Origin of the sequence: Pseudomonas sp. IT-P218 (genome assembly GCF_949767605.1) — a bacterium.
In the GTDB taxonomy this organism is placed as follows: domain Bacteria; phylum Pseudomonadota; class Gammaproteobacteria; order Pseudomonadales; family Pseudomonadaceae; genus Aquipseudomonas; species Aquipseudomonas putida_AE.
This window is the reverse complement of the sequence record NZ_CATKQQ010000077.1, coordinates 99,844-122,912: the sequence shown is the minus strand read 5'-3', so window position 1 is coordinate 122,912 and position 23,069 is coordinate 99,844. Positions and strand designations below refer to the sequence as shown.

14 protein-coding genes are annotated in these 23,069 nt (G+C 59.8%); 5 read left to right on the top strand and 9 right to left on the bottom strand.

Annotated features, from left to right (window positions below; all coding sequences use genetic code 11):
• Positions 1-17: 17 nt before the first annotated feature.
• Complete coding sequence (metE, locus tag ACM6I6_RS26745; RefSeq protein ID WP_414920940.1) at positions 18-2,330, bottom strand: 5-methyltetrahydropteroyltriglutamate--homocysteine S-methyltransferase; 2,313 nt, start codon at positions 2,328-2,330, stop codon at positions 18-20.
• 106 nt (positions 2,331-2,436) lie between these two features.
• Here metE and metR point away from each other — a divergent pair, with 106 nt between their 5' ends.
• Entirely contained in the window at positions 2,437-3,357 is a 921-nt protein-coding gene (gene metR, locus ACM6I6_RS26740; protein WP_414920939.1) for a transcriptional regulator MetR, read from the top strand.
• 11 nt (positions 3,358-3,368) lie between these two features.
• Here the strand turns inward: metR and ACM6I6_RS26735 are convergent, their stop codons facing one another.
• Genes ACM6I6_RS26735 through ACM6I6_RS26725 form a run of 3 tightly spaced genes read right to left on the bottom strand, consistent with a single transcriptional unit; the run spans position 3,369 to position 4,965 of the window.
• Positions 3,369-3,866, bottom strand: a complete 498-nt coding sequence (locus tag ACM6I6_RS26735) for a GNAT family N-acetyltransferase (RefSeq protein WP_414920938.1) — start codon at positions 3,864-3,866, stop codon at positions 3,369-3,371.
• Between the two features lie 2 nt (positions 3,867-3,868).
• Positions 3,869-4,507 (bottom strand): LysE family translocator, encoded by a 639-nt coding sequence (locus ACM6I6_RS26730; RefSeq protein ID WP_274074270.1) that lies wholly within the window; start codon positions 4,505-4,507, stop codon positions 3,869-3,871.
• A 23-nt stretch (positions 4,508-4,530) separates the two neighbouring features.
• Positions 4,531-4,965, bottom strand: coding sequence for an NUDIX domain-containing protein (locus ACM6I6_RS26725; protein WP_323606914.1), 435 nt, complete (start codon positions 4,963-4,965; stop codon positions 4,531-4,533).
• A gap of 120 nt (positions 4,966-5,085) precedes the next feature.
• Between ACM6I6_RS26725 and ACM6I6_RS26720 the strand changes: the two genes are divergently transcribed.
• A complete protein-coding gene (locus ACM6I6_RS26720; protein ID WP_274074268.1) occupies positions 5,086-6,705 on the top strand; it encodes an FMN-binding glutamate synthase family protein in 1,620 nt (539 codons plus the stop codon).
• A 24-nt stretch (positions 6,706-6,729) separates the two neighbouring features.
• On the opposite strand, the gene ACM6I6_RS26715 is transcribed toward ACM6I6_RS26720, so the two are convergent.
• Genes ACM6I6_RS26715 through ACM6I6_RS26705 form a run of 3 tightly spaced genes read right to left on the bottom strand, consistent with a single transcriptional unit; the run spans position 6,730 to position 9,552 of the window.
• A complete protein-coding gene (locus ACM6I6_RS26715) occupies positions 6,730-8,238 on the bottom strand; it encodes a glucosyltransferase domain-containing protein (protein WP_323606916.1) in 1,509 nt (502 codons plus the stop codon).
• Position 8,239: 1 nt separating this feature from the next.
• Positions 8,240-9,181, bottom strand: coding sequence for a glycosyltransferase family 2 protein (locus ACM6I6_RS26710; RefSeq protein ID WP_274074266.1), 942 nt, complete (start codon positions 9,179-9,181; stop codon positions 8,240-8,242).
• A complete protein-coding gene (locus tag ACM6I6_RS26705) occupies positions 9,178-9,552 on the bottom strand; it encodes a GtrA family protein (protein WP_274074265.1) in 375 nt (124 codons plus the stop codon). Before ACM6I6_RS26705 ends, ACM6I6_RS26710 begins: the two co-directional genes overlap by 4 nt.
• Before the next feature lie 252 nt (positions 9,553-9,804).
• Between ACM6I6_RS26705 and ACM6I6_RS26700 the strand changes: the two genes are divergently transcribed.
• Entirely contained in the window at positions 9,805-10,932 is a 1,128-nt protein-coding gene (locus ACM6I6_RS26700; protein WP_274074264.1) for an OpgC family protein, read from the top strand.
• A 606-nt stretch (positions 10,933-11,538) separates the two neighbouring features.
• Here ACM6I6_RS26700 and ACM6I6_RS26695 read toward each other — a convergent pair.
• A complete protein-coding gene (locus ACM6I6_RS26695; protein ID WP_274074263.1) occupies positions 11,539-12,960 on the bottom strand; it encodes an amino acid permease in 1,422 nt (473 codons plus the stop codon).
• Between the two features lie 482 nt (positions 12,961-13,442).
• Here ACM6I6_RS26695 and ACM6I6_RS26690 point away from each other — a divergent pair, with 482 nt between their 5' ends.
• Both ACM6I6_RS26690 and ACM6I6_RS26685 read left to right on the top strand, forming a co-directional pair.
• On the top strand, positions 13,443-16,565 hold the full coding sequence (locus tag ACM6I6_RS26690) for a transglycosylase domain-containing protein (protein WP_414920937.1): 3,123 nt from the start codon (positions 13,443-13,445) through the stop codon (positions 16,563-16,565).
• Positions 16,566-16,668: 103 nt separating this feature from the next.
• Positions 16,669-21,759: a dermonecrotic toxin domain-containing protein gene (locus tag ACM6I6_RS26685; RefSeq protein ID WP_414920936.1), complete on the top strand. Its 5,091-nt coding sequence runs from the start codon at positions 16,669-16,671 to the stop codon at positions 21,757-21,759.
• A gap of 51 nt (positions 21,760-21,810) precedes the next feature.
• Here ACM6I6_RS26685 and ACM6I6_RS26680 read toward each other — a convergent pair whose 3' ends face one another.
• Positions 21,811-23,061: a hypothetical protein gene (locus tag ACM6I6_RS26680; protein ID WP_406591844.1), complete on the bottom strand. Its 1,251-nt coding sequence runs from the start codon at positions 23,059-23,061 to the stop codon at positions 21,811-21,813.
• Positions 23,062-23,069 lie beyond the last annotated feature (8 nt).

Sequence of the window (23,069 nt, the reverse complement as noted above, 5' to 3'; positions counted from 1 at the left end):
GCTCCCGTGCAGGTTCCTCAAGCCAGTTGGCTTCGCAGCTGGCGTGCCGCGGCCACCATGTTCACCAGGGCCGCCTCAGTCTCCGGCCAGGCGCGGGTCTTCAACCCGCAATCGGGGTTGACCCACAACCGCTCGGCCGGGATCCGCTTCACCGCCTTGCTGATCAACTTGACCATCTCGGCCGTGTCCGGCACCCGTGGCGAGTGGATGTCATAGACACCCGGACCTATGTCGTTGGGGTAGTCGAACGCTTCGAAGGCCTGCAGCAACTCCATGTCCGAACGCGAGGTTTCGATGGTGATCACATCGGCATCCATCGCCGCGATCGCCCCGATCACGTCATTGAATTCGCTGTAGCACATGTGGGTGTGGATCTGCGTTTCATCACGCACACCGCTGGCGCTCAAGCGGAATGCCTGCACCGCCCATTCCAGGTATTCCTGCCATTGTGCCCGACGCAGCGGCAGGCCTTCGCGGAATGCGGCTTCGTCGATCTGCACGATCTTGATGCCGGCCGCTTCCAGGTCGAGCACTTCGTCGCGCAGGGCCAGCGCCAGTTGCTGTGCCTGGACTTTGCGCGACACGTCTTCGCGGGGGAAGGACCACATCAGCATCGTCACGGGACCGGTGAGCATGCCTTTCATGACCTTGTCGGTCTGGCTCTGGGCATAGGTGATCCAGTCGACCGTCATGGCTTTCGGGCGGCTCAGGTCGCCGTAGATGATCGCCGGTTTCACGCAGCGTGAACCGTAGCTCTGCACCCAGCCAAAACGCGTGAACAGATAGCCATCGAGTTGCTCGGCGAAATACTCGACCATGTCATTGCGTTCGGCTTCACCGTGCACCAGCACGTCCAGCCCCAGGCGTTCCTGGATTTGCACGGCGTGGCGAATTTCGTGGTGCATGGCGTCGGTGTAGTCGTTGGCCGACAGCTTGCCTTGCTTGAAAGCCTGGCGCGCCAGGCGAATCGATCCGGTCTGCGGGAACGAGCCGATGGTGGTGGTCGGGAACGTCGGCAGTTTCAACCGTGCACGCTGTTGCTCGATGCGTTGGGCAAACGGCGATTGGCGCTGGCTGTCCGCTGTGCCAATGGCATCGATGCGGGCTTGCACCTGGGCTTTATGGATGCGCGGCGATTCGGCGCGACTGGTGGCAATGGCACGGCTTTCGGCCAGCGCGGCTTGCACCTTGGGCGCTTGCGGATCGTTCAGGGCATCGCGCAGTACGGCAATTTCGCCACACTTTTGTACGGCAAACGCCAGCCAGCTTTTCAGCTCGGGATCGAGTTTGTCTTCGCGTTCCAGGTCCACCGGGCTGTGCAGCAGCGAGCAGGAGCTGCTGACCCAGAGGTTGTCGCCAAAGCGTTCCTGGGCAAATTGCAGTTGCGCCAGCACCGGTTCCAGCTCGCAGCGCCAGACGTTGCGGCCATTGACCAGGCCCACTGAGAGGATCTTGTAGGTCGGCAGGCGATCGAGCACGTGCAGCAGTTGATCCGGCGCGCGCACCGCGTCGATGTGCAAGCCTTGCACCGGCAGGCCGACGGCCAGGCCGAGGTTGTCCTGCAGGCCGCTGAAGTAGGTCGCCAACAGTTTTTTCAGCGGCGAGTATTGGAGGATGTGGTAGGCGCGTTCAAAGGCGTTTTTCCATTCCTGCGGCAGGTCGAGGGTGAGGATCGGTTCATCGATCTGTACCCACTCCACCCCTTGGGCAGCGAGGCGCCCGAGGATTTCGTTGTAGACCGGCAGCAGGCGTTCCAACAGGTCGAGTTTGTCGAAGTCGTCGCCCTTGACCTTGCCCAGCCACAGGTAAGTCAGCGGGCCGATGATGACGGGCTTGACGGTGTGCCCCAGGGCCTGGGCTTCGCCCACTTCGTCGAACAGCTGCTCCCAGCTCAGCTTGAACTGTTGGTCTGCGCTGAATTCCGGGACCAGGTAGTGGTAGTTGGTGTCGAACCACTTGGTCAGTTCCTGGGCGTATTGCGCCTGGCCGTGCTCGCTGCCGCAACAGCTCACGGTGGCGCCACGGGCCATGGCGAACAAGGTGTCCAGGGTCGGCAGGCCGCGTTCGTCCCGGGTGCTGTCGAAGCGCTCGGGGATCACACCGAATGCCAGGGAATGGGTCAGTACCTGGTCGTACCAGGCGAAGTCGCCGACCGGCAGCAGGTCGATGCCGGCGTCTTTCTGCAATTGCCAGTGGGTGTTGCGCAACTGGCGACCGACGCTGTGCAGCGCCTGCTGGTCAAGGTCGCCCTTCCAGTAGGATTCGAGGGCTTTTTTCAGTTCGCGGTCGGCACCGATGCGGGGAAAACCAAGGGTGTGGGCTACGGCCATGTCGAATTGCTCCTGTAAAAGATGGCGCTATTGTCGACAGCCAGGGCATCATGAGACAAACTCAACCTTTTCGTGTTGATCACAAGTTTTCCTCATGGAGCCCCCGGTGCTTGAAATCCGTCACCTGAAGACCCTGCACGCCTTGCGCGAAGCCGATAGCCTGGTGGATGCGGCCGACCGCCTGCACCTGACCCAGTCGGCGCTGTCCCATCAGTTCAAGGAGCTTGAGGAACGCATGGGGATGCCGCTGTTCGTGCGCAAGACCAAGCCCGTGCGTTTCACCAGCGCCGGTTTGCGCCTGCTGCAACTGGCCGATGCCACCTTGCCGCTGCTGCGCGCGGCCGAGCGCGACATCGCGCGGTTGGCCGGAGGCACCGCCGGGCGCCTGCACATGGCCATCGAATGCCACAGTTGCTTCCAGTGGCTGATGCCAACCATCGACCAGTTCCGCGATGCCTGGCCGGAAGTCGAGCTGGACCTGGCGTCCGGCTTCTCTTTCGCCCCCCTGCCCGCCCTGGCCCGTGGCGACCTGGACCTGGTGGTGACGTCCGATCCGGTGGAGCTGGTAGGCATCACCTATGTGCCGCTGTTTACCTACGAGGCCATGCTCGCGGTGGCGAACCAGCACCGCCTGGCCAGCAAGGCCTACATCGTCCCGCAGGACCTGCTCAGCGAGACCCTGATCACCTACCCGGTGGAACGTGACCGGCTGGATATCTTCACGCGCTTTCTGGAACCGGCCGACGTCGAGCCGGCCCAGGTCCGCACCTCGGAACTGACGGTGATGATGATGCAGCTGGTGGCCAGCGGTCGCGGCGTGTGCGGCATGCCCCATTGGGCGCTGCATGAATACAGCTCACGGGGCTACGTGAAGGCCAAGCGCCTGGGCGAGAAAGGCTTGTTTGCGACGCTGTATGCGGCGATTCGGGCCGACATGCTCGATGCGCCGTACATGAGAGATTTTTTGCTGACGGCCAAGGACACGTCATTTTCGACGCTGGATGGGGTAAGCGCCGTTCGTTTTTGATCGGGGTGGATTTAGAGTTCGCGCCACATGTGGATCTTGTCGAAGTATTCCTCACCCACCCGCACCGCCATCGGCTCCAGGCCGAACTGGACGAAGCCGCAGCGCCTATAGAGGTTGAATGCGGCATCGTTGCCGGCGGTGACGGTCAGTTTGATCACCCGCAGATGTTGATGGGTCCGCGCCTCGGTCAGCACCGCCTGCACCAGTTGCAAACCAAGTCCGCGCTGGCGCACGTGAGCGGACACATACATGCCAAACAGCGTCGCCTTGTGCCGGGCCTTTTCCCGGGGCTCGAAGGCCAGCCCGGCGATGCCCGCCAACCGGCCCTCGTCGAAAGCGCCTAGCACCACATCCAGCTTGCCGGTCAGGCGCGACTCCCACCAGCTCAAGGGCATCGTTGCACGTTCGCGCACGCTGGAGGTGAACGCCCGGGGGTGCCGGTCGTAAGCTTCGAGCGTCATCGTCCGATAGTCCAGCGCATGGCTGGCATCCAGTCGCTGAATCAACATGTTCAGGCCATCCGTTTTTGCTCGAGCATCAAGCGCAACGCCAGCGCCGACAAGACAAAGCCCATGAAATAACGCTGCATCGCCAGCCAGGTCGGATTGCTGACAAACCATGAGGCGATGCCGGCCGCGAACAGGGCGATCATCAGGTTCACGCAGAAACTGACGCTGATCTGGGTCAGGCCCAGGACGATACTTTGCGTGAACACCGAACCGTGCTCGGGGCTGATGAACTGCGGGAACACCGACAGGTAGAACACCGCAATCTTCGGGTTCAGGGCGCTGGTGAGAAAACCCATGGTAATGAGCCTGCGCGACGAGTCCGGTGGCAGCTGCTGCGCTTCGAACGGCGAACGCGCACCCGGCTTGACTGCCTGCCAGGCCAGCCACAACAGGTACAGGGCGCCGGCCCACTTCAACACTTCATAGGCCATCGGCACCGCCAGGAACACCGCGGTCAAACCGGCCGCGGCGGCGAACAGATGCACGAAGAAACCCGCGACCACGCCAAGCAACGAGGTGACCCCGGCCTTGCGTCCCTGGCAGATCGAACGGGAGATCAGGTAGATCATGTTCGGCCCCGGTGTCAGCACCATCAGCAACGCGGCAGCGGCGAAAATCAGCAGGTCTTGAAGCGGGATCATGGGCGAAGTCCCTTGCGTAATGATCAGGCGATAGCGGTCAGCGAAGCTCGATAAAACGGCAGGATCAGGTCCCGTGTCAATGGCGCCAGAACGACACCACCGTCGCTGGCCGGATCGATCCAGATCACTTCTTCGATCTCGGCAGCCGGGGTGACTTCGGCATCGATGGTCAGCAGAAACAGTTCGGCCTGCACGACAAAACCCGGCTCATTGGCGGCGGGGGCCAAGAACTGCCCGAGGAACGTGGCATGCGCCGTATCGATCAGCAGACCCAACTCTTCTTCCAGCTCCCGGGCCAGTGCGCTGACCGGTTTTTCATCGGCCTCGATCTTGCCACCCGGTTGCATGAATGCCTGGGTACCGCGCTTGCGCACCAGCAGGGTTCGCCCGTCGGGACCGATCAACAGGGCGGCGGCGATGTGGATAAGGGCAGAGGGCTGGGCAACAGACGTTGACATAAAAAAGGCCTTTGACTCAAAAACGCCATTATATTCGACATTGATGTTGGCTGACGCACCGCCATCGCGAGGTGGTTTGTGTATTGCCAAAGTTTTTGAGTCCGAACCCAAGGAAACCGTATGAGCCTGTCACTCCTGAGCCGCTACGCCTTCTTTGCCGTCTGCGTGATCTTCACCCTCGCCAGCCTGCCCTTCCTCGAGCACGACTGGCTCTGGCCCATCACGGCCGTCACCGGCGTGCTCAGCCTGATCGGCCTGTTCGATCTGCTGCAAAGCCCCCACGCAGTGCGCCGCAATTACCCGATCCTGGGCAATATCCGCTATCTGGTCGAAGGCATTCGTCCGGAAATCCGCCAATACCTGCTCGAATCCGACAGCGACGCCCTGCCCTTTTCCAGGGCCCAGCGCTCGCTGGTCTATTCCCGGGCCAAGAATGAAAGCGCCGACAAACCGTTCGGTACCTTGATCGACGTCTACCAGTCGGGTTTTGAATTCATCGGCCACTCAATGCGCCCGGCGCCCTTGAGCGACCCGAGCGGTTTCCGGGTCACGGTCGGCGGCCCGCAATGCACCCAGCCGTATTGCGCGTCGGTGTTCAATATTTCGGCCATGAGCTTCGGCTCGCTCAGTGCCAATGCCATCCGCGCGTTGAACCAGGGTGCCAAGCTCGGCAACTTCGCCCACGACACCGGCGAAGGCAGCATCAGCCCTTATCACCGCGAGCACGGTGGCGACCTGACCTGGGAACTGGGCAGCGGCTACTTCGGCTGTCGCACCAGCGATGGCCGCTTCGACCCCGAGCGTTTCGCCGCACAGGCCCGAACGCCCCAGGTGCGGATGATCGAAATCAAGATGAGCCAAGGCGCCAAACCCGGCCACGGCGGGATCCTGCCCAAGCACAAGGTCACCCGCGAGATCGCCGACACACGCGGCATCCTGATGGGCGAAGACTGCATCTCGCCGTCCCGCCACAGTGCGTTTTCCACGCCGATCGAGATGATGCATTTCATCCAGCAACTGCGCGAGCTGTCCGGTGGCAAACCGGTAGGCTTCAAGTTTTGCCTGGGTCACCCGTGGGAGTTCATGGGCATCGCCAAGGCCATGCTGGAAACCGGCATTCTCCCGGACTTCATCGTGGTCGACGGCAAGGAAGGTGGCACCGGCGCCGCGCCTGTGGAATTCACCGACCACATCGGCGTGCCGATGCGCGAAGGCCTGCTGTTCGTGCACAACACCCTGGTCGGCCTGAACCTGCGGGACAAGATCAAGCTCGGCGCCAGCGGCAAGATCGTCAGTGCGTTCGATATCGCCAGCGTGCTGGCCATCGGTGCCGATTGGGCCAACTCGGCGCGCGGTTTCATGTTCGCCATCGGTTGCATCCAGTCGCAAAGTTGCCACACCAACAAATGCCCGACCGGCGTCGCCACCCAGGACACCCTGCGTCAGCGTGCGCTGGTGGTGCCGGACAAGGCCCAGCGCGTCTACAACTTCCACCGCAACACGCTCAAGGGCCTGGCCGAGATGCTCGCTGCCGCCGGCCTTGAACATCCGTCGCAACTGTCGGCCAAGCACCTGGTGCGGCGCATGTCGGCCACCGAGATCAAGCTGTTCTCACAGCTGCATGTGTTCCTCAAGCCGGGGGAGTTGCTCACCGGTGAAGTGAATGGCGAGTTCTACTCGCGGATGTGGCAGATGGCGCGGGCGGACAGTTTCGAACCCAACGAAGAGGCTGCGGCCTGACCTTCACGGCTCCGACATTGCGCTTTACCAATGAAGCGATTTGATCGGGGCCGGTTCTTTCATCACGATAAATCCGTAATCGCCAATCAGGTAAATCCGGTAGAACTGGCTCTCCACCAACGGCGTGTAACCTAGATAACCCACCCGCGTCGCATTGCGCCGCTCTTTCTCCGCCACCACGTTGGTGATGCCGACTTTCGGCAGGTTTTCCGCCAGCATGTAGAAGTCGACGTTCAGCAGGTAATGCAACACCGGCATCTGCTTGAACGAACCTGCCGCCCCCAGCAGCCAGTGATCGGAATAGGTCACCGACATGTAGATGCGCTTGGCGTCACGCAAGGGTTGATGGCTGGCGATGTTATGTTCAAGGCTGCTCAGCGCGCTGCCGGCGAAGGCTTTCTGCACCGTCAGGACCCGGCCATAGGCGAATGACAACGACAACATGGCCAGCAGCGGCACCAGCAACAACAGCGGCAAGCGTTCGTGGAGTGTGGCCAGGGCCAGGTGACTCAAGTAGAACAGCAGCACCAGCAACACCGCGAATCCCATCAGGGTCCTGGCGCCTTCGTTGAAGTCGCGAAAGACCAGCGCGACGCCGGACACCAGCAACACCACGACCGGCACTGTCAGCAAACACAGCAGGCCGATCAGCAGTCTCTTCGGCCCGCTGTCCTTGCGCTCGATAACCTTCAATCCCAAACACACTGCACCGGCAATGGCACAGAGCACCAACCCGGCCGCCACCCAGGCAAATCCGCCATGGAACAGCAGCACGACTTTTTCCAGCACCCGCGCAATGTTGATGTGGATCTGCAGCAAAGGCTGCGCTGCCCAGTCCAGCAACACCGTGCGACCCTGCCCCATGAAGGGGTATGCACTGACAAGGTAAATCAGCCAACCGAGAAACAGCTGGGCAATTCTCCAGCCGATCAAACCGCCCCAGCGCGGCCAGGCCACTTTGTCATTGACCGCCCTGAGCACTTCAAGACAGCACAGGCCGAGAAACACATTGACGCTGATTTGATACAGGCCCAGCGCCAGCGCAATCAGGAAAGAAGGCACCAGCCATTGCAGGCTGCGCGAAGGGTGACGAAAGGTGATGGCGTAGATCACCGCCACCACACTCAAGGTCATGACCGGGCCGTCGTATTGATAGGTCAGGTTTTGCAGGAAGAACGGGCTGTACCAGAGCGGCAACAGCACCAGGCAGCAGCCGAAGGTCGGTTCGCGGAAGTGATGAAAGGTCAGGCTTGTCAGTGCCCAGGACATGGCCAGGGTGGCGATCAACAACGGCAGCGGAAAAATGTTCGGCGCGCCACTGCTGAAGGTCAGCGCGTTGTAGAACAACTCGGCGAACAGACGCCCTTCCTTGGCCCAGGCCATGCCGGCCGACAGCGAGCGCCAGTTGTCATCGATGTAGGGATAATCCGCAAGGATCAGCGGCAGCACGTACACCAGGGTCGCCAGCAGAAAAAACAGCCAGGCCTGGCGTCGAGTGAGTTCCTTGGTGAAGAAATCGCTGAACCTGCCCATGCTAGGGTTTGCGCCTGTCTTTGCCGCCGACGATGTCCTTGACCACATAGCGCGGCCGGTGCTTGGCTTCGATGTAGATCCGCCCGACATACTCACCGAGGATGCCGATGCCAATCAGTTGAACGCCGCCGAGAAACAGAATAGCGGTCATCAACGAAGGGTAACCGGGCACGCTGTTACCGAAGAAAATCTTGTCCAGCACCATGTACACCGCATAGAGCACGGCAAAGATCGACACGCATCCGCCGACGTACGTCCATAACCGCAGCGGTACCGTGCTGAACGAGGTCACGCCTTCCAGCGCCAGGTTCCACAGTTTCCAGCCGTTGAACTTGCTATCCCCCGCCACCCGCCGGGCGCGTTCGTACTCCACCACCACGGTGTTGAAGCCGGCCCACGACAGCACGCCCTTCATGAACAATTGATGCTCGGGCAAGGTGCGAATCACGTCCACCACCTTGCGATCCATCAGCCTGAAATCCCCGACGTTTTCCTCGATCCGGGTGTAGGAAATTCGATTCAACAGGTGGTAGAACAGCGCTGCGCTGTGGCGTTTCAAGTAACTGTCGGCGGCGCGGTCGCGGCGCTTGGCCAGTACCACATCCGCGCCTTTTTGCCATTGTTCGATCAACAACGGGATGACGCTGATCGGGTCCTGCAGGTCTACGTCCATGGGGATCACCGCATCGCCGCTGGCATATTCCAGCCCGGCAAACAGCGCCGGTTCCTTGCCGAAATTGCGCGAGAAATTGATCAGCAGGACCTGTTCGTCCGCCTGCGCCAGGGCCGCCACCTGTTCGGCCGTGCCATCGGAGCTGCCGTCATTGATGAACACGATCTCGACTTCGGTCGCGTCGAGTTTCAACTCTCGTCGTACCGCCTGGTAAAACAGATTGATCGCCTGTTCTTCGTTAAACACCGGGACGATAAGCGAAACCTTCATACGTCACGCTCACGGAACACCACGTACTTGGAAAACAGGAAACCGAACACCAGGCTCAACGCAGAAAACAGCGCCACGGTCAGCAACCCATGCAACCGCCAGACATCGCCGACATGGCCGACGCCCAGGCTGAGCGCCCCCATCGCCAGCATGAACAACAGGTAACCGCCGACTGACGCCTTGGCATCAAAGGTATAGAGCGCATTCATATAAAAGGAAAACGAGGCCGCTACGCAAAAGGCTGCCAGGTTGCTGGCCGCTTGCGTCAAGCCGAAGCCCACGCTCAAGAGAAAAAAGATTTGCCAGTGAATCAGCGTATTGGCGACGCCGATCACGGTGTAGCTGGACAAGCCCTTGTATGAAAGTCTCACGTGACGCTCCTGCGATTGAACGCTGCTCACACAAACATTTGAGCTTGTCTACTGTCAGAAATCGCAGGAATACCGACCTTTCAGACCAGCGGTCGGGCTCTGCGCCCACCTCAGGAGACATCCCGCAATACCCCGCCTTTGCAATTACCAGCGAATCAGTCCACCCTGCGCGCCGCCAATAGGCGGCAAGCAACTTTTTGCGCCTTCGGCTCATCCTTTGTTCAATACCTGTTTACCAGCGAGCCTGCCGTCATGACGTTAGCGCGCGATCACCGGATCGATTTTTTTCGCGGCCTGGCACTGATCTTCATTTTCTGGGATCACGTGCCCCACAACCCCTTGGGTCAAATCACCCTGCGCAACTTCGGCTTCAGCGATGCCGCCGAAGTCTTCGTGTTCCTGGCCGGTTACGCGGCCGTCCTGGCCTACGGCAAAGTCCTTGCGCGGGAAGGTTTGCTGATCGCCTGGGTGAAAATCCTGCGCCGCGCCTGGGTGCTCTATGTGGTGCACATCTTCCTGCTGGCGATGCTGATGGGCATTGTGTTCTTCGCCAACAGCCATGTGGAAACCCGCGACCTGGTGGAAGAAATGGGCATGCACCATTTCATCAGCGACCCCCAGCAGGCCTTGATCGATGAGCTGCTGTTGCGCTTCAAACCGAACCTGATGGACCCGCTGCCGCTGTACATCGTGCTGCTGGCGGGCTTGCCGCTGGTGCTGCCGATACTGGTGCGCAAGGTCTGGCCGGTGGTGGCGGTGTCCTTTGCGCTGTACCTGACCGTACCGTTGTTTGGCTGGAACCTGGCCGCGATCAAGGATGGCGTGTGGTACTTCAACCCCGTGGCCTGGCAACTGCTGTTTATCCTCGGCGGCGCGGCGGCGATTCATGCTCAACGCCCACGTTTGCCCGACACCCGGCCGCTGGTGCGCCAGCCGTTGTTCATGACGGCGGCGGTGTATGCATTGATCGCCGCGGTGCTGACGGTCGCCTGGCGCTGGCCGCAGATCCACGACGCCCTGATGCCTGCGAGCCTGAGCAATCTGCTGTACCCGATCAGCAAGACCAACCTGTCGCCTGTTCGGCTGTTGCACTTTCTCGCGCTGGCCTACGTCGCCGCGAAACTGTTGCCCGACACCGGCTGGACGCAAAACTGGCTGGCACAGCAATGCTGCCGCATGGGGCGTTTTTCCCTGGAGATCTTCTGCCTGGGCGTGTTGCTGGCGCCCCTGGCGGACATGCTCAATGCACTGACCGACGATGCGTTCGCCATGCAGGTCTTCACCGCGTTGGTGGGGGCTGGGTTGATGGCGTTGCTGGGGGCGTGGCTGGAATTCAACAAGCGCTTGAATCGACCGGCTCCCGCCGTCGCCGCCTTGTAGGAGCTGGCTTGTCGAGTCGCCGCATCGCAGCGAAGACGGCCTTGAGTGTTACGCTGGTCTTCCGGGCACCTTCGCTGCCAAGCCAGCTCAGGTTGATTGGCGTCGTGCCCAAGATCTGTGCGCGCTGGTGATCCCCTGCGGGAGCGAGCTTGCTCGCGAAAGCGGTGGGTTAGATGACATCTTGATTGACTGATCAGCAGTCATCGCGAGCAAGCTCACTCCCACATTTTGATTGGCGCCGTGCACAAGATCTGTGTGCACTGGAGATCCCTTGTAGGAGCAAGCTTGCTCGCGAAAGCGGTGGGTCAGATGACATCTTGATTGACTGATCAGCAGTCTTCGCGAGCAAGCTCACTCCCACATTTTGATTGGCGCCGTGCACAAGATCTGTGTGCACTGGAGATCCCTTGTAGGAGCGAGGACAGCCACGGATCCGTGCCAAACATAAAACATTGTAGGAGCCCGGCTTGCCGGCGAAGGCGGTCTTGAGTATTGCGCTGGCCTTTCGGGCTTCTTCGCTGCGATGCGGCGACCCGACAAGCCAGCTACAGGATGAAAAAAGCCCCGATCATTTGACCGGGGCTTTTGCATTTCAGGCGTTACGACTTACGAAGCCGAACCCACCGCACCTTGCGTCGCATTGGTCGGTTGCAGCTTGAATACGTAGAACAACACCGTCAGCAACACCAGGAACGCCGGGCCCACATATAGCGCCACGCGGGTGTCCGGGAAGTACGCCATCAGGCCGACCACCAGCACCAGGAACGCCAGCGCCAGGTAAGAGCTGATCGGGAACAGCCACATGCGGTACTTGAGGCCGGCACGCTCGCTGGCGCTCAGGCCTCTGCGGAACTTGAGCTGGGCCAGCAGGATCATCACCCAGGTCCAGATCGCGCCGAAGGTGGCAATCGCCGTCACCCAGACAAACACCTTCTCAGGCACCAGGTAATTAAGCAGCACGCCCAGCAGCAGCGCGCCAATCGACAGCAGCAAGGCGCGACGCGGCACGCCGTTGCTGGAGGTCTTGGCGAAACCGGCTGGGGCCTGGCCGTTCTGCGCCAGGCTGTAGAGCATGCGCCCGGTGCTGAAGATGCCGCCGTTGCAGGACGACAGCGCGGCCGTGATCACCACGAAGTTGATGATGCCGGCGGCGGTCTTGATGCCCAGGCGCTCGAAGGTCATCACAAACGGACTGCCCTGGGTGCCAATTTCGTTCCACGGGTAGATCGACAGGATCACGAACAACGCGCCAACGTAGAACAGCAGGATCCGCCAGAACACCGAGCCGATGGCGCTGGGAATAGTCTTCTGCGGGTTCTTCGCTTCACCGGCGGTCAGGCCGATCATTTCCACGCCGAGGTAGGCGAACATGACCATTTGCAGGGACATCAACACGCCCTGCACGCCGTTTGGCATGAAACCACCGTGGGTCCAGAGATTGGAAATCCCCAGGGCCACACCGTCGTTGCCGAAACCGAAGGCGATGATGCCGATACCACCCAATACCATCGCAATGATGGTGACGATCTTGATCAGGGCGAACCAGAATTCGAATTCACCGAAGGCTTTCACCGCGATCAGGTTGATCGAGCCCATGCTGACCAGCGCGGCGAGCGCCCAGATCCAGCGCGGCACATCGGGGAACCACACGCCCATGTACACCGCCACGGCGGTGATTTCCGCGACACAGGTCACCAGCCACAGGAACCAGTAGTTCCAGCCGGTCAGGAAGCCCGCCAGCGGGCCGAGGTAGTCCTGGGCGTAACGGCTGAACGAGCCGGCGACCGGGTTGTGCACGGCCATTTCGCCGAGCGCGCGCATGATCACCAGGATGGCCAGGCCGCCAATGATGTAGGACAGCATGATGGCCGGGCCAGCCATTTCGATGGCCTTGGCCGAACCCAGGAACAGACCGACGCCGATACAGGCACCGAGCGCCATCAAGCGAATATGCCGTTCGCCGAGTTCGCGTTTGAGCGGGCCGCCTTGAGCGGTCTCGCCGTGGGGCAACTGATTGCCTACGGGCATGGGGTACAACCTCGTCTTGTTATTGGATATATCCACCGAGCGGCGAAGCGTTGACCGATAAGCCAGCGCCTCCCGTAACCGACCCTGCTTCATGGGCAGAACCGTCTTGCAGGGCAAAACCTGCGCGATCAGCGGGGGGTGCAGTATAAAAAGCGCGCGACAGAGATTTTCACTCTATAAATCACAAAAATCAGGTGTAAATCTCGGTAAAAGCGCTATCTACGGAGATGGATTGCCTAGGCTTTGTAGGATTTTTCGCTTTTGAAACGGCGGCGAGTATTGCACGGTATTGGTGCGTCGTCATGTTTCGGTAATGCTCTGGACGCCTCTGGATCGGCCCTGTAGGAGCTGCCGAGTGCAACGAGGCTGCGATCCTTTGACTTTGTTGTGTGAAAGCAGGATCAAAAGATCGCAGCCTGCGGCAGCTACTACTAAGCTTCAGACAAGTCCGATCAATCTGCGCGTGAATGGATCAATCGACTATGGGCGCTTTAGAACAAACCGATTCGAGTAAAAACGTGGTCCAGACTGAACCTGTGGATGAAGCGCCAATACCTGAAAAACCTCCTCGCAGTCGCGTCAAGCACGGCTGGAAAGCGTTTTGGTTGTTAGTGGTGATCATTGCAATTGTCCTGGGCCTCGCGGCGTCCAAGGAGATGCGCACGTCACGGTTTCAAGCTCGGGAAGCCAGCAAGTTCGCCAAGACCCTGAGCTATGAACTCAAACCCGGTCCCACCGACTCGATCCGCTACCCTGGCGCTGGCCCCTTCGATTTGCGCCTGGGTTACAGCTCGCTGGGCGAGTTCCTGCCGCGCCTGCTCAAGCGTGATTACGTGATTTCCGCCCAGACGCGGTTTTCTCCTGCCCTGATGGACTACACGGGCAAGGGCCTGTTCGTGCCTTATGCGGAGAAAATCCAGGCGGGATTGTCGATCACCGATTGCCGCGCCAACCCCTTGTACCAGTACAAGTATCCGCAACAGCTCTATTCCAGCTTCGAGGCGATCCCGCCGGTGGTGGTCAACAGCCTGCTGTTCATCGAAAACCGCTTTCTGCTCGACCCACGCCAGCCCCTGGCCAACCCGGCTGTGGACTGGCCGCGATTCGGCATGGCGGCCTATACCCAAGTCGCCAAGATGCTGCACCTGCCCGGTCAATCGGCAGGCGGCAGCACCCTGGCCACGCAACTGGAGAAATATCGGCACTCACCCGACGGGTTGACCGTGTCGGGCGGGGAAAAAATTCGCCAGATGGTTTCCGCCACCGTGCGCGCCTATCAGGATGGGCCGCAAACGCTCAAGGCCCGGCAGAACGTGGTGCGCGACTACCTCAATAGCGTGCCGCTGTCGGCGGTGCCGGGCCACGGTGAGGTCCATGGCATGGCCGAGGGTTTGCGCGTGTGGTACGGCGCCGACTTCAACACGGCCAATAAAACCCTGGCGAGCGATGCCACGGATGCACAGAGCCTGGCGGACAAAGGCCTGGCCCTGCGCGAAATGCTGTCCTTGATGATTGCCCAACGTCGTCCTTCCCATTACCTGACCAAGGGTCGCGATGAACTGGCCGACCTCACCGACAGCCACATTCGCCTGCTTGCACAGAACGGAGTGATCGATGCGCCCTTTGCCGCCGCGGCATTGGCGAGCAAAGTGACCTATCGCGACTGGGCCACCCAACCGACCATTCAACCGATCGAAACCAACAAGGGCATCAGCGTGGCACGCAGCCGCCTGGCCGGGCTGCTCAATCGTCCGCTGTACGATCTCGACCGGCTCGACCTCTCGGCCACCAGCACCCTGCAAGGCGACCTGCAAACCCAGGCCACCGCCTACCTCAAGCGCCTGGCCGACCCTGCCTATGCCGCTGAAATCGGCCTGATGGGCGAACGCTTGCTGACCCCCACCAGCACCACCCAGGTGCGCTACAGCTTCACCCTGTTCGAACTGACCCCGGATGGCTCGCGGGTGCGGGTGCAGACCGACAGCACCGACCAGCCGTTCGACATCAACGAAGGCAGCAAGCTGGAACTGGGCTCCACGGCAAAAATGCGCGTGCTGACCACTTACCTGCAGATCATTGCCGAGCTGCACGACAAATATGCCGAGATGAGTGTCCCGGACCTGAAGAAAGTCGAGGTGCCGGAGCAGGATCGCCTGAGCCGCTGGGTGGTCGACTACCTGATCCAGAACAAGGACCACGGCCTGCAACCCATGCTCGGCGCCGCGCTGGATCGCAAGTACTCCGCCAGCCCCGGCGAAGCGTTTTTCACCGGTGGCGGCTTGCATGTGTTTCATAACTTCCGCAAGGAAGACAACGGGCGCAACCCGACCTTGCGCGATTCCCTGCGTGAGTCGATCAACCTGCCGTTCATTCGCCTGATGCGCGACCTGGTGCGCTACACCACCTATTCGGGCCCCAACAACCGGGCCGAACTGCTCAAGGATGATCGCGACCCTCGGCGCCAGGAATACCTGGCCTCGTTCGCCGACCGCGAAGGCACGTCGTTCCTGCTCAAGTTCTGGAAGAAATACAAGAACAAGGACACCCAGGCGCGGCTCGAGACCTTCCTCGACAGCATGCGCCCGACGCCCATCCGCCTGGCCGCCGTACACCGTTACCTGTTACCCCACGCCAGCCAGCAAAGTTTCAACACCTTTGTGCGTTCGCACCTCACAGGCGAAAAGTCCACCGACAAGGAGAAACTCACCGACGAGCGCCTCGAACGCCTGTACCTCGCCTATGGTCCCGGCACCTACGACTTGCCCGACCAGGGCTTCATCGCCAAGGTCCACCCGTTGGACCTGTGGATGATGGGCTACCTGCTGACCCACCCGGACGCCACGTTCAAGGACATCGTCAAGGCCAGCCAGTTCGAGCGCCAGGAAGTCTACAGCTGGTTGTTCAAGAGCCGTCACAAGGGCGCACGTGACAACCGTATCCGCACCATCCTGGAAATCGAAGCGTTCCTCGACATCCACCAGCGCTGGCAGAAAGTTGGCTATCCATTCGATCACCTGGTGCCCTCGCTGGCCACTGCCATCGGCAGCTCCGGTGACCGGCCGGCGGCGCTGGCCGAGCTGATCGGCACCATCCTCAACGACGGTGTGCGCATGCCGACGCTACGCATCGACAGCCTGCACTTCGCGGCGAACACACCCTACGAAACCAAGCTGATCAACGACCCGGACGTCGGCAAACGGGTGATGCCATCCGAAGTCGCCACGGCCATGCGCGAAGCCTTGTCGCAGGTGGTGGACGCCGGTACGGCCAGACGTGTATCCGGCAGTTTCATCACCCCGGATGGCAAGGCGTTGGCCATGGGCGGCAAGACCGGCACTGGCGACAACCGTATCGAAGCCATTGGCTCCGGTGGGCGAATTCTCAGCTCCAAGTCACTCAACCGCACGGCCACGTTCGTGTTCTACATCGGCGACCATCATTTCGGCACCCTGACGGCATTCGTGCCGGGGCGCTCGGCCGAGGCGTTCACGTTCACTTCGGCGTTGCCAACCCAAGTGCTCAAAGGCATGGCGCCGATCCTCACCCCTTATTTGCAACCAGGGAGTAATACACAGTGCCTGCCCGTAGAGGTGGCACGGCGTTGAGGAACCCGGGTAGTAATTAATTATTTTCGGCATGGAAAATCCCGCTGTTTCGTACGGACGAACAGCGGTTTAACAGCAAGAATTCAGACTTTTACTTTGGGCGATGGAAGATAGGCTGGTGACTTCCATTGGTACTCAAGGTTTATTAAAAATGAATGAACTACAAGGACGTACAACCGATAATAATGGCCGCCACTACGATTTCATTAAAAATCGAATTCCTTCTGTCATCCAGGCGGCTTCCCTGCAGCGGATACAGGCACTGGACGCCGCTAAAAAGGGCCCCTCGCGCTGGGTCACGACAGCCTCGAACTACAATCACAACCGGCTGAAAAATGCCAACCTGGAACTCTGGGCAACACACAACAAGGTCGATAAGGCCCTGGACAAGCTACAAAATATTTACGAATTCGCCGAACCGCTATTAAGTGCTGCACTGAAAAAACAATACGGCGTCGATGACGACGTTCGAACAACTTACTTACATCTTTACTTGCCTAAAGAACGACCCTGGTATGCCCTCAATATCTCAAGTGGCGTCACCACTCGTACTGTTTCCCTGCTGGACGCCGCATTGCATAATTTCGCCCTCTCCGAAACCTGCGAAGCGGATTCCGATTTCATCAGTCAGCCCGATGAACGCGGACTGTTTGACATCAAACCGATCAAACGCAAAATGTCGATTGCCCAGTTCCAGACCCTGTGTCGCGAACTGGACATCGGCGCGCAATACACCGAACACCTTGAAAGCTTTTTGCTACCCGGCGATCCGGTCGCAGAGACTTACCTGAAACGCAGCGTGGTCAAAAGCCAAAAAGCCGCGTTCACGGCGGCTGCACAACTGGCCGTGATGACTGGCGACATTCAGCGCGACACCCTTCAGCTCGTACTCGCCATGCTCGATGGCCAGCGCAACCTCACCTTCAAGGGCAAAATAGTACAGTTCGGCGAATTGTCGATCATGGGTACGGCGCTGACCGGCATCGTGCTGATTTCGCCAGACCTTGAGCGAACCCGCGAGGTCGCGCCGATCATCGCTTACCTCCCTCATGATCCCGACCATCCCCTGAAGGAATACCCGTCGGTCACCGACTTCCTGAACGAACTGACCCGCCAGTTGCGCGATAACAATTTCATCCCTTCCAGCGGCATGACCTATCGTCAATACTTCAGCCAGTTCGTCGATCAGCCCGAGCGCGGGGCGTTTTTTGCCGGGCTGCAGCAACGTCTGTTCACAATTGAATGGCATCAGAAGGAGCCCCTGGATCAACGCCCGACATGGCGCGAGGAGCCCGTGCCTACCCCGCACCTGCAATTTGCCGTGACACCGGTCAGCGGTGATCTCTGGGAACATCTCTTTCAGAAAAAACTGAACAAGATCCTTAACGACGCCAAGCACATTGCCGTGTCCACCGCCGACACCGACAGCAATGCCCGCTGGGCCTGGTGGGACAATTTCAAAAAAGTAGTTTCCGACATCTTCAATGTCGCGCTGATGGTCCTCACCCCGTTCGTACCCGGCCTGGGCGAATTGATGATGGCCTATACCGCCTACCAGATCACCAGTGACGTTATCGAGTCGTTGGTAGACCTGGCCGAAGGCTTGTGGATCGAAGCCGCCGAACATATCGTGTCCGTGGTGACCAATGTCGTGGAGTTGGCAATTTTCGCGGCGGGGGCCGAGCTTGGGAAAATCCCCCGGCTGAGGCTCTCGGCATTCATCGAAAGCCTGAAGCCTGTCGTACTCCCCGAGGGTCAGACCCGCCTGTGGAACCCCGATCTCACCCCCTACGCATTACCAGACTTCAAGTTGCCGGCCGACAGCCAACCCAATGCATTGGGACTGCACACCCACGAAGGCAAGCACATCCTGGCGCTGGATAACCAGCATTACGAAGTCCAGCGGCAAGACCCGATAACACAGCGCTATCGCATCAAGCACCCACAGCGCCCGAACGCCTATTCACCTGAGCTTGAGCACAATGGCCTGGGCGCCTGGACCCATGAAGCTGAAAACCCGCGAACCTGGGACAGCCCGACGCTGATGCGTCGACTCGGCCATGGCGTGGACGGATTCAGTGACGCCGAACTCGAGCAAACCCGCATTGCCAGCGGTACAGAGGAAGGCGAGCTGCGCCGGATGTACGTCGACAACACCCCGCCACCACCGCTCCTGGCGGACAGCCTCGAGCGCTTGCAACTGCAGAAGCAGACCCGCCAAGCCATCGAAAACATCCGCACCGGCGACGCGCTTGAACCGACCGCTTACTGGTTCGAACCGCTGGCGACTTATCTGGACGGCTGGCCCACGGAAAAAGCCCTGAAGGTCTACGAAAACGCCGATCTCACAGGACACTCTCGTCACTACGGCAATGCCGAGGCAACGCCGGCGCAAACCCTGTCCGTCAGCCTCTCTCACATCACCAGCGGTGAACTGCCACAAAGCCTTGTCGATTTTCTGAGTAAAGAAGAACTGCGCGACTTGATCGGCAGTCACCCCGCCAAGCAGGAGCAGCTCCAGGCCTTGCGCAATCGCCTGGCTGATCAGGCCAACAGCCTCGAGCCGGATATTTTCAATCAGCTCTACCGGGCAGCGCAAAGCTCCGACACCCCCTCTGTTCAACTGCTTTGCACCACGTTCCCGGACTTGCCGGCCAATGTGGCGCAGACGCTGCTGACCCGTGCCAGTGCCACCGAATTTGAACGCATGACGGACCATCAACAGATACCGTTGCGCCTGAAATCCCTTGCCCGTGAAGCAGCCTTCGAAGCACAAACCAATCATGCCTACGAAGGGTTCCAGGATGATGTACAGATGGTGGCGGACACGGAACGATTGGTGCTGAACACACTGAGGGTTTTCACCGACTCGTTCGGTGATTTGCGTATCGAAGTCCATGACGGCACCTACGACGGTGACTTGCGTTGCAGTGTTGGCCCTGAGGACGCTTCGACCCTGCGCAAACTGATCAGGGAGCAGCCGGGAAAATATGCCGTTTATGACGCTTCAAACACCCCACTGCATGCAGCCGATGATTTTTACCAGGCAGTGCTCAACGCGCTACCCGCCGACCAACGTGCTCGCCTGGGTTATCGACCCGGCCAGGGCGCGCAGTTCAAGCAGTGGGTGATGGTGAAAACCGAGGCACCGGCTGAACGTCGGACCGTGCTGGCCGAGCCACCGATTCGCGCGACCCAGGATTTGCAGACCGAACGGTTACTGCGTGGCCCGAGCCTTTCTACCATTGCAGAGACGCCGGAAGAACGGGTGCGAGAGATCTATCCGCATTTCAATGAACGGGAGGTCGCGGTATTTGTAGATTCGCTGGGCGAGCCAGACGAAGCGCTCGAGACGCTCAAACGCCTGGAACGCGAACAGTACGAGCTGGGTGAAATTCTCGACAAATGGCGCAACCAGCAACCGGAGCACTGGGGCCCTGACAGGAACGGGTTTTTAAACGGTGGTGGGCAGCATATTGCCGACCGGCTCATGCAATGTTTCGAAAGGAAGTCGACCGTGTTCGGCGAGCGCAGCACGCGCCTTGAAGACGGCTACGTATTGGACCTCTCAGTCGAATTAAGCCGCTACGATCTCGAGTTGTGGTGGAAAAAGCTGCCGGATATCCAGCGCTACCTCGATCAGATAGAAACCCTGAACCTGGATCGCACGACGTTTTCCGCCAACGCCGGCGGCCTGCTGAAAAACTTTTCGAAACTACGACAATTGAGTGCCAGGGGCTGCCAATTGACGCAACTGCCGGAAGGTATCGGCGCCATGCACTATCTGCGAACCCTGCGCCTGATGAGCAACCGGATCAGGTTGACGCCGCGCGCTGTCGAGCACCTCAAGCACCTGACGCGCATGGAAACCATCAGGCTGGACGACAACCCGCAGCTGGGATTGATGCCAAACGTGGAGCGCATGCCAAAACTGAAGATCCTGAGCTTGAGCAATACCGGCGCGACCACCTGGCCTGAGGGCCTGCTCAACAAGCGCCGGCCGCGGGGTTTTCTACTGGACCTGATGCAAAACCCGCTCACCGAGATTCCAAGCGTGGTACCGGGTTCCGATAACGCGCGCCTCGTGGCGCGGGCACGGCTCTATGTGAAAGACCTCTCGGACGCCAATCGTATCGCCTACCAGGACTACAGGCGCTCGGTAGGCCTGAATGCCGAGCAGGTCTATTCGGCCATGGCCGATCGAGCGATCGATCAATGGCCCATGTCGGACGACTCCCAGTGGTGGAGCGACCAGGCGACCGGTTTGGGGACTTTCAGAGTGGAAGCCTGGCACGACTTGATGAACGAGCCTGGCGCCGAAGATTTTTTCGCCTTGATCCAGAAGCAGACGCGCTCCGCCGATTACCTTGCGGGAGGTGACCTGCGCCAACAACTCAGTGATCGGGTGTGGCGGATGATCGAAGCCATGGACCTGGACAGTGACCTGCGCACAGAGCTGTTCGAGATGGCAACATCGCCTACCACCTGCGCCGATGCCGGGGCCCAGGTGTTCAACCACATGGGCATCAAGGTGCTCGCAGCCGAAGCCTATGCCTTGTCGACGTCGGCCACCGTCCTGGAAAGCCAACTGGTCACGCTGGCAAAAGGTGCCGCGCGCCTGATGCGGGTCGATGACATCGCCCGCGCCGATTTCGGCAGTCGTACCGGTACGCCCGATGAAGTCGAAGTGTTCCTGGCCTATGAAACCGGACTGGCTGAGCGCCTGGGTCTGCCGTGGCAATCGCAGGCAATGCTTTATCGAGAAGTTGCCGGTGTCAGTGCCGAGACTCTCGACATCGCTTTTGATACGGTGATTTCGATGGGAGAAGGCGATGGCTTGATCAACGACATGCTCACCCAGACATTCTGGGAAACCTGCCTGCGCAACACTTACCCGCGTGAGTTCCAGCGTAATGCCCGAAATTTCGAGCTCAAAAACGATCTACTCGAAGAACTGCGGGACGCACAACGCGCCTGGTCTGAATCGCCAGGATCGTCGATTGAGCAACGACAAAAGAGCAAGCAACGGTTGCTGGACCTCGCCACGCAACTCAATGTTGCGCCAACCACCGTGCTCACCGCAGAGCGAATGAGCGACGCGGTGTACGAAGGATTACAAAACGACATCGGTTACGAGGAACAACAACTGAGCAGGCGATTGACCCGTGAGGCCCTGCAACGCGCCGGGCAGTAGTCGATCCCTGGCCAGGATACGCCCCTGAAGGTCACCTTCAGGGGCGTGCATTCATACCTCCGAATCCCAGATGACATTGACCCAACCCGAATACTGTCGTGATTGTCGCGGCTTGATCATCTCCCCTACTTCGTCGGGCGCAATCTCGAAATGCAGCGTTCCCGGTTTGCGGTCCACATAGATGCCTGGCTGAAACAGTTCGGTGCCGCTGCCATCCATCAACAACCGGCGGCGATTGACGGCTAACCCGTCAGCGTCGGTCAACCCATGGGGCAGGCTCACACTGACCAACAGCGGTACGGTATGACCGGACAGGGGTTCATACAACGAGCAGGTCTTGCTGTCTTGGGAGTGCTGGCATTCCAGGCTCATCTTGAACCGCGAGCTGGCGGAGATGTTGAACGTCTGGTCGCGCAACAGACGCGTCGGCTTGCGCCCCTGGGTGAGCCAGGATTGCCAGCCACCCTGGGGGACCAGCTCCACGCGATTACCGCCGGGGGGAGTTTCGACCTTAAGGGTATGCCGAACATCCAGGGTGAAATTGAGCGTCAGCTGGGTGTCATCTGGAATCATGACATCGCCCATATCAAAATCCTTGTGAGGACCGACCGAATAGGTAATCGAGCCCCTGTATTGTCCTGACACCATGTTCAACGGGGTAGGCGTACGCAGTTCATAGGCGTAAACAAAATAGAGATACCGGAAGGCCAGTGGAATATCGAAAAGCGCCTTTTTACTGCATACCCCCGCTCCGACGGGCACTCTCCAGAAACTGTTGTAGCCCCGGGGTCCATGGGTAAACCAACCAACGCCTTGACATGGCGCCGGTGCATACGCCCATCCGCCTTGCTCCCAGAGATCGTTCCAATACCCACCGCCCGTCAGTTCGGCAACCGGCAGTGGCACGGCCGACTCATGACCGATACCTCCAATCCGTATGGATAGCACCTTGGAGTCACCCGACTCATGGGTCACGCGAACGTCTCTCCATTCCGAGGGTACTCGGGCCATCCCCCCCTGACGAGGATCTGTATGGTTGGCCTGGATGGGCGCATTGGCAGTGAATGAAATTCGCCCGATGAGACTGAAAAGCTCAAAGGGTTTGCAGGCTTGCGGGACCTGAAGACAGAAGCCCTCGGATGGCGTGGTATTGACGAATTCATTCCTTTGCGGCTGGCCCGAGTCGGGCTCGAACACTGCCGTGATCTCGGCTACCACTGCGTGCGCCGGCAGTGCGAACAGGGTGCCTAGCAGACTGATCAAACCCCAGATACCCAGCGATCGCCCAAGCACAAAACCCATGGTTATCC

Excerpts from the sequence above, each read along its gene's own strand:
- ACM6I6_RS26725 (WP_323606914.1), bottom strand. The coding sequence starts at position 4,965 with ATGTCAACGTCTGTTGCCCAGCCCTCTGCCCTTATCCACATCGCCGCC.
- ACM6I6_RS26735 (WP_414920938.1), bottom strand. The coding sequence starts at position 3,866 with ATGTTGATTCAGCGACTGGATGCCAGCCATGCGCTGGACTATCGGACG.
- ACM6I6_RS26690 (WP_414920937.1), top strand. The coding sequence starts at position 13,443 with ATGGGCGCTTTAGAACAAACCGATTCGAGTAAAAACGTGGTCCAGACT.
- ACM6I6_RS26720 (WP_274074268.1), top strand. The coding sequence starts at position 5,086 with ATGAGCCTGTCACTCCTGAGCCGCTACGCCTTCTTTGCCGTCTGCGTG.
- ACM6I6_RS26730 (WP_274074270.1), bottom strand. The coding sequence starts at position 4,507 with ATGATCCCGCTTCAAGACCTGCTGATTTTCGCCGCTGCCGCGTTGCTG.
- ACM6I6_RS26685 (WP_414920936.1), top strand. The coding sequence starts at position 16,669 with ATGGAAGATAGGCTGGTGACTTCCATTGGTACTCAAGGTTTATTAAAA.
- metE (WP_414920940.1), bottom strand. The coding sequence starts at position 2,330 with ATGGCCGTAGCCCACACCCTTGGTTTTCCCCGCATCGGTGCCGACCGC.
- ACM6I6_RS26715 (WP_323606916.1), bottom strand. The coding sequence starts at position 8,238 with ATGGGCAGGTTCAGCGATTTCTTCACCAAGGAACTCACTCGACGCCAG.
- ACM6I6_RS26710 (WP_274074266.1), bottom strand. The coding sequence starts at position 9,181 with ATGAAGGTTTCGCTTATCGTCCCGGTGTTTAACGAAGAACAGGCGATC.
- ACM6I6_RS26695 (WP_274074263.1), bottom strand. The coding sequence starts at position 12,960 with ATGCCCGTAGGCAATCAGTTGCCCCACGGCGAGACCGCTCAAGGCGGC.
- ACM6I6_RS26680 (WP_406591844.1), bottom strand. The coding sequence starts at position 23,061 with ATGGGTTTTGTGCTTGGGCGATCGCTGGGTATCTGGGGTTTGATCAGT.
- ACM6I6_RS26700 (WP_274074264.1), top strand. The coding sequence starts at position 9,805 with ATGACGTTAGCGCGCGATCACCGGATCGATTTTTTTCGCGGCCTGGCA.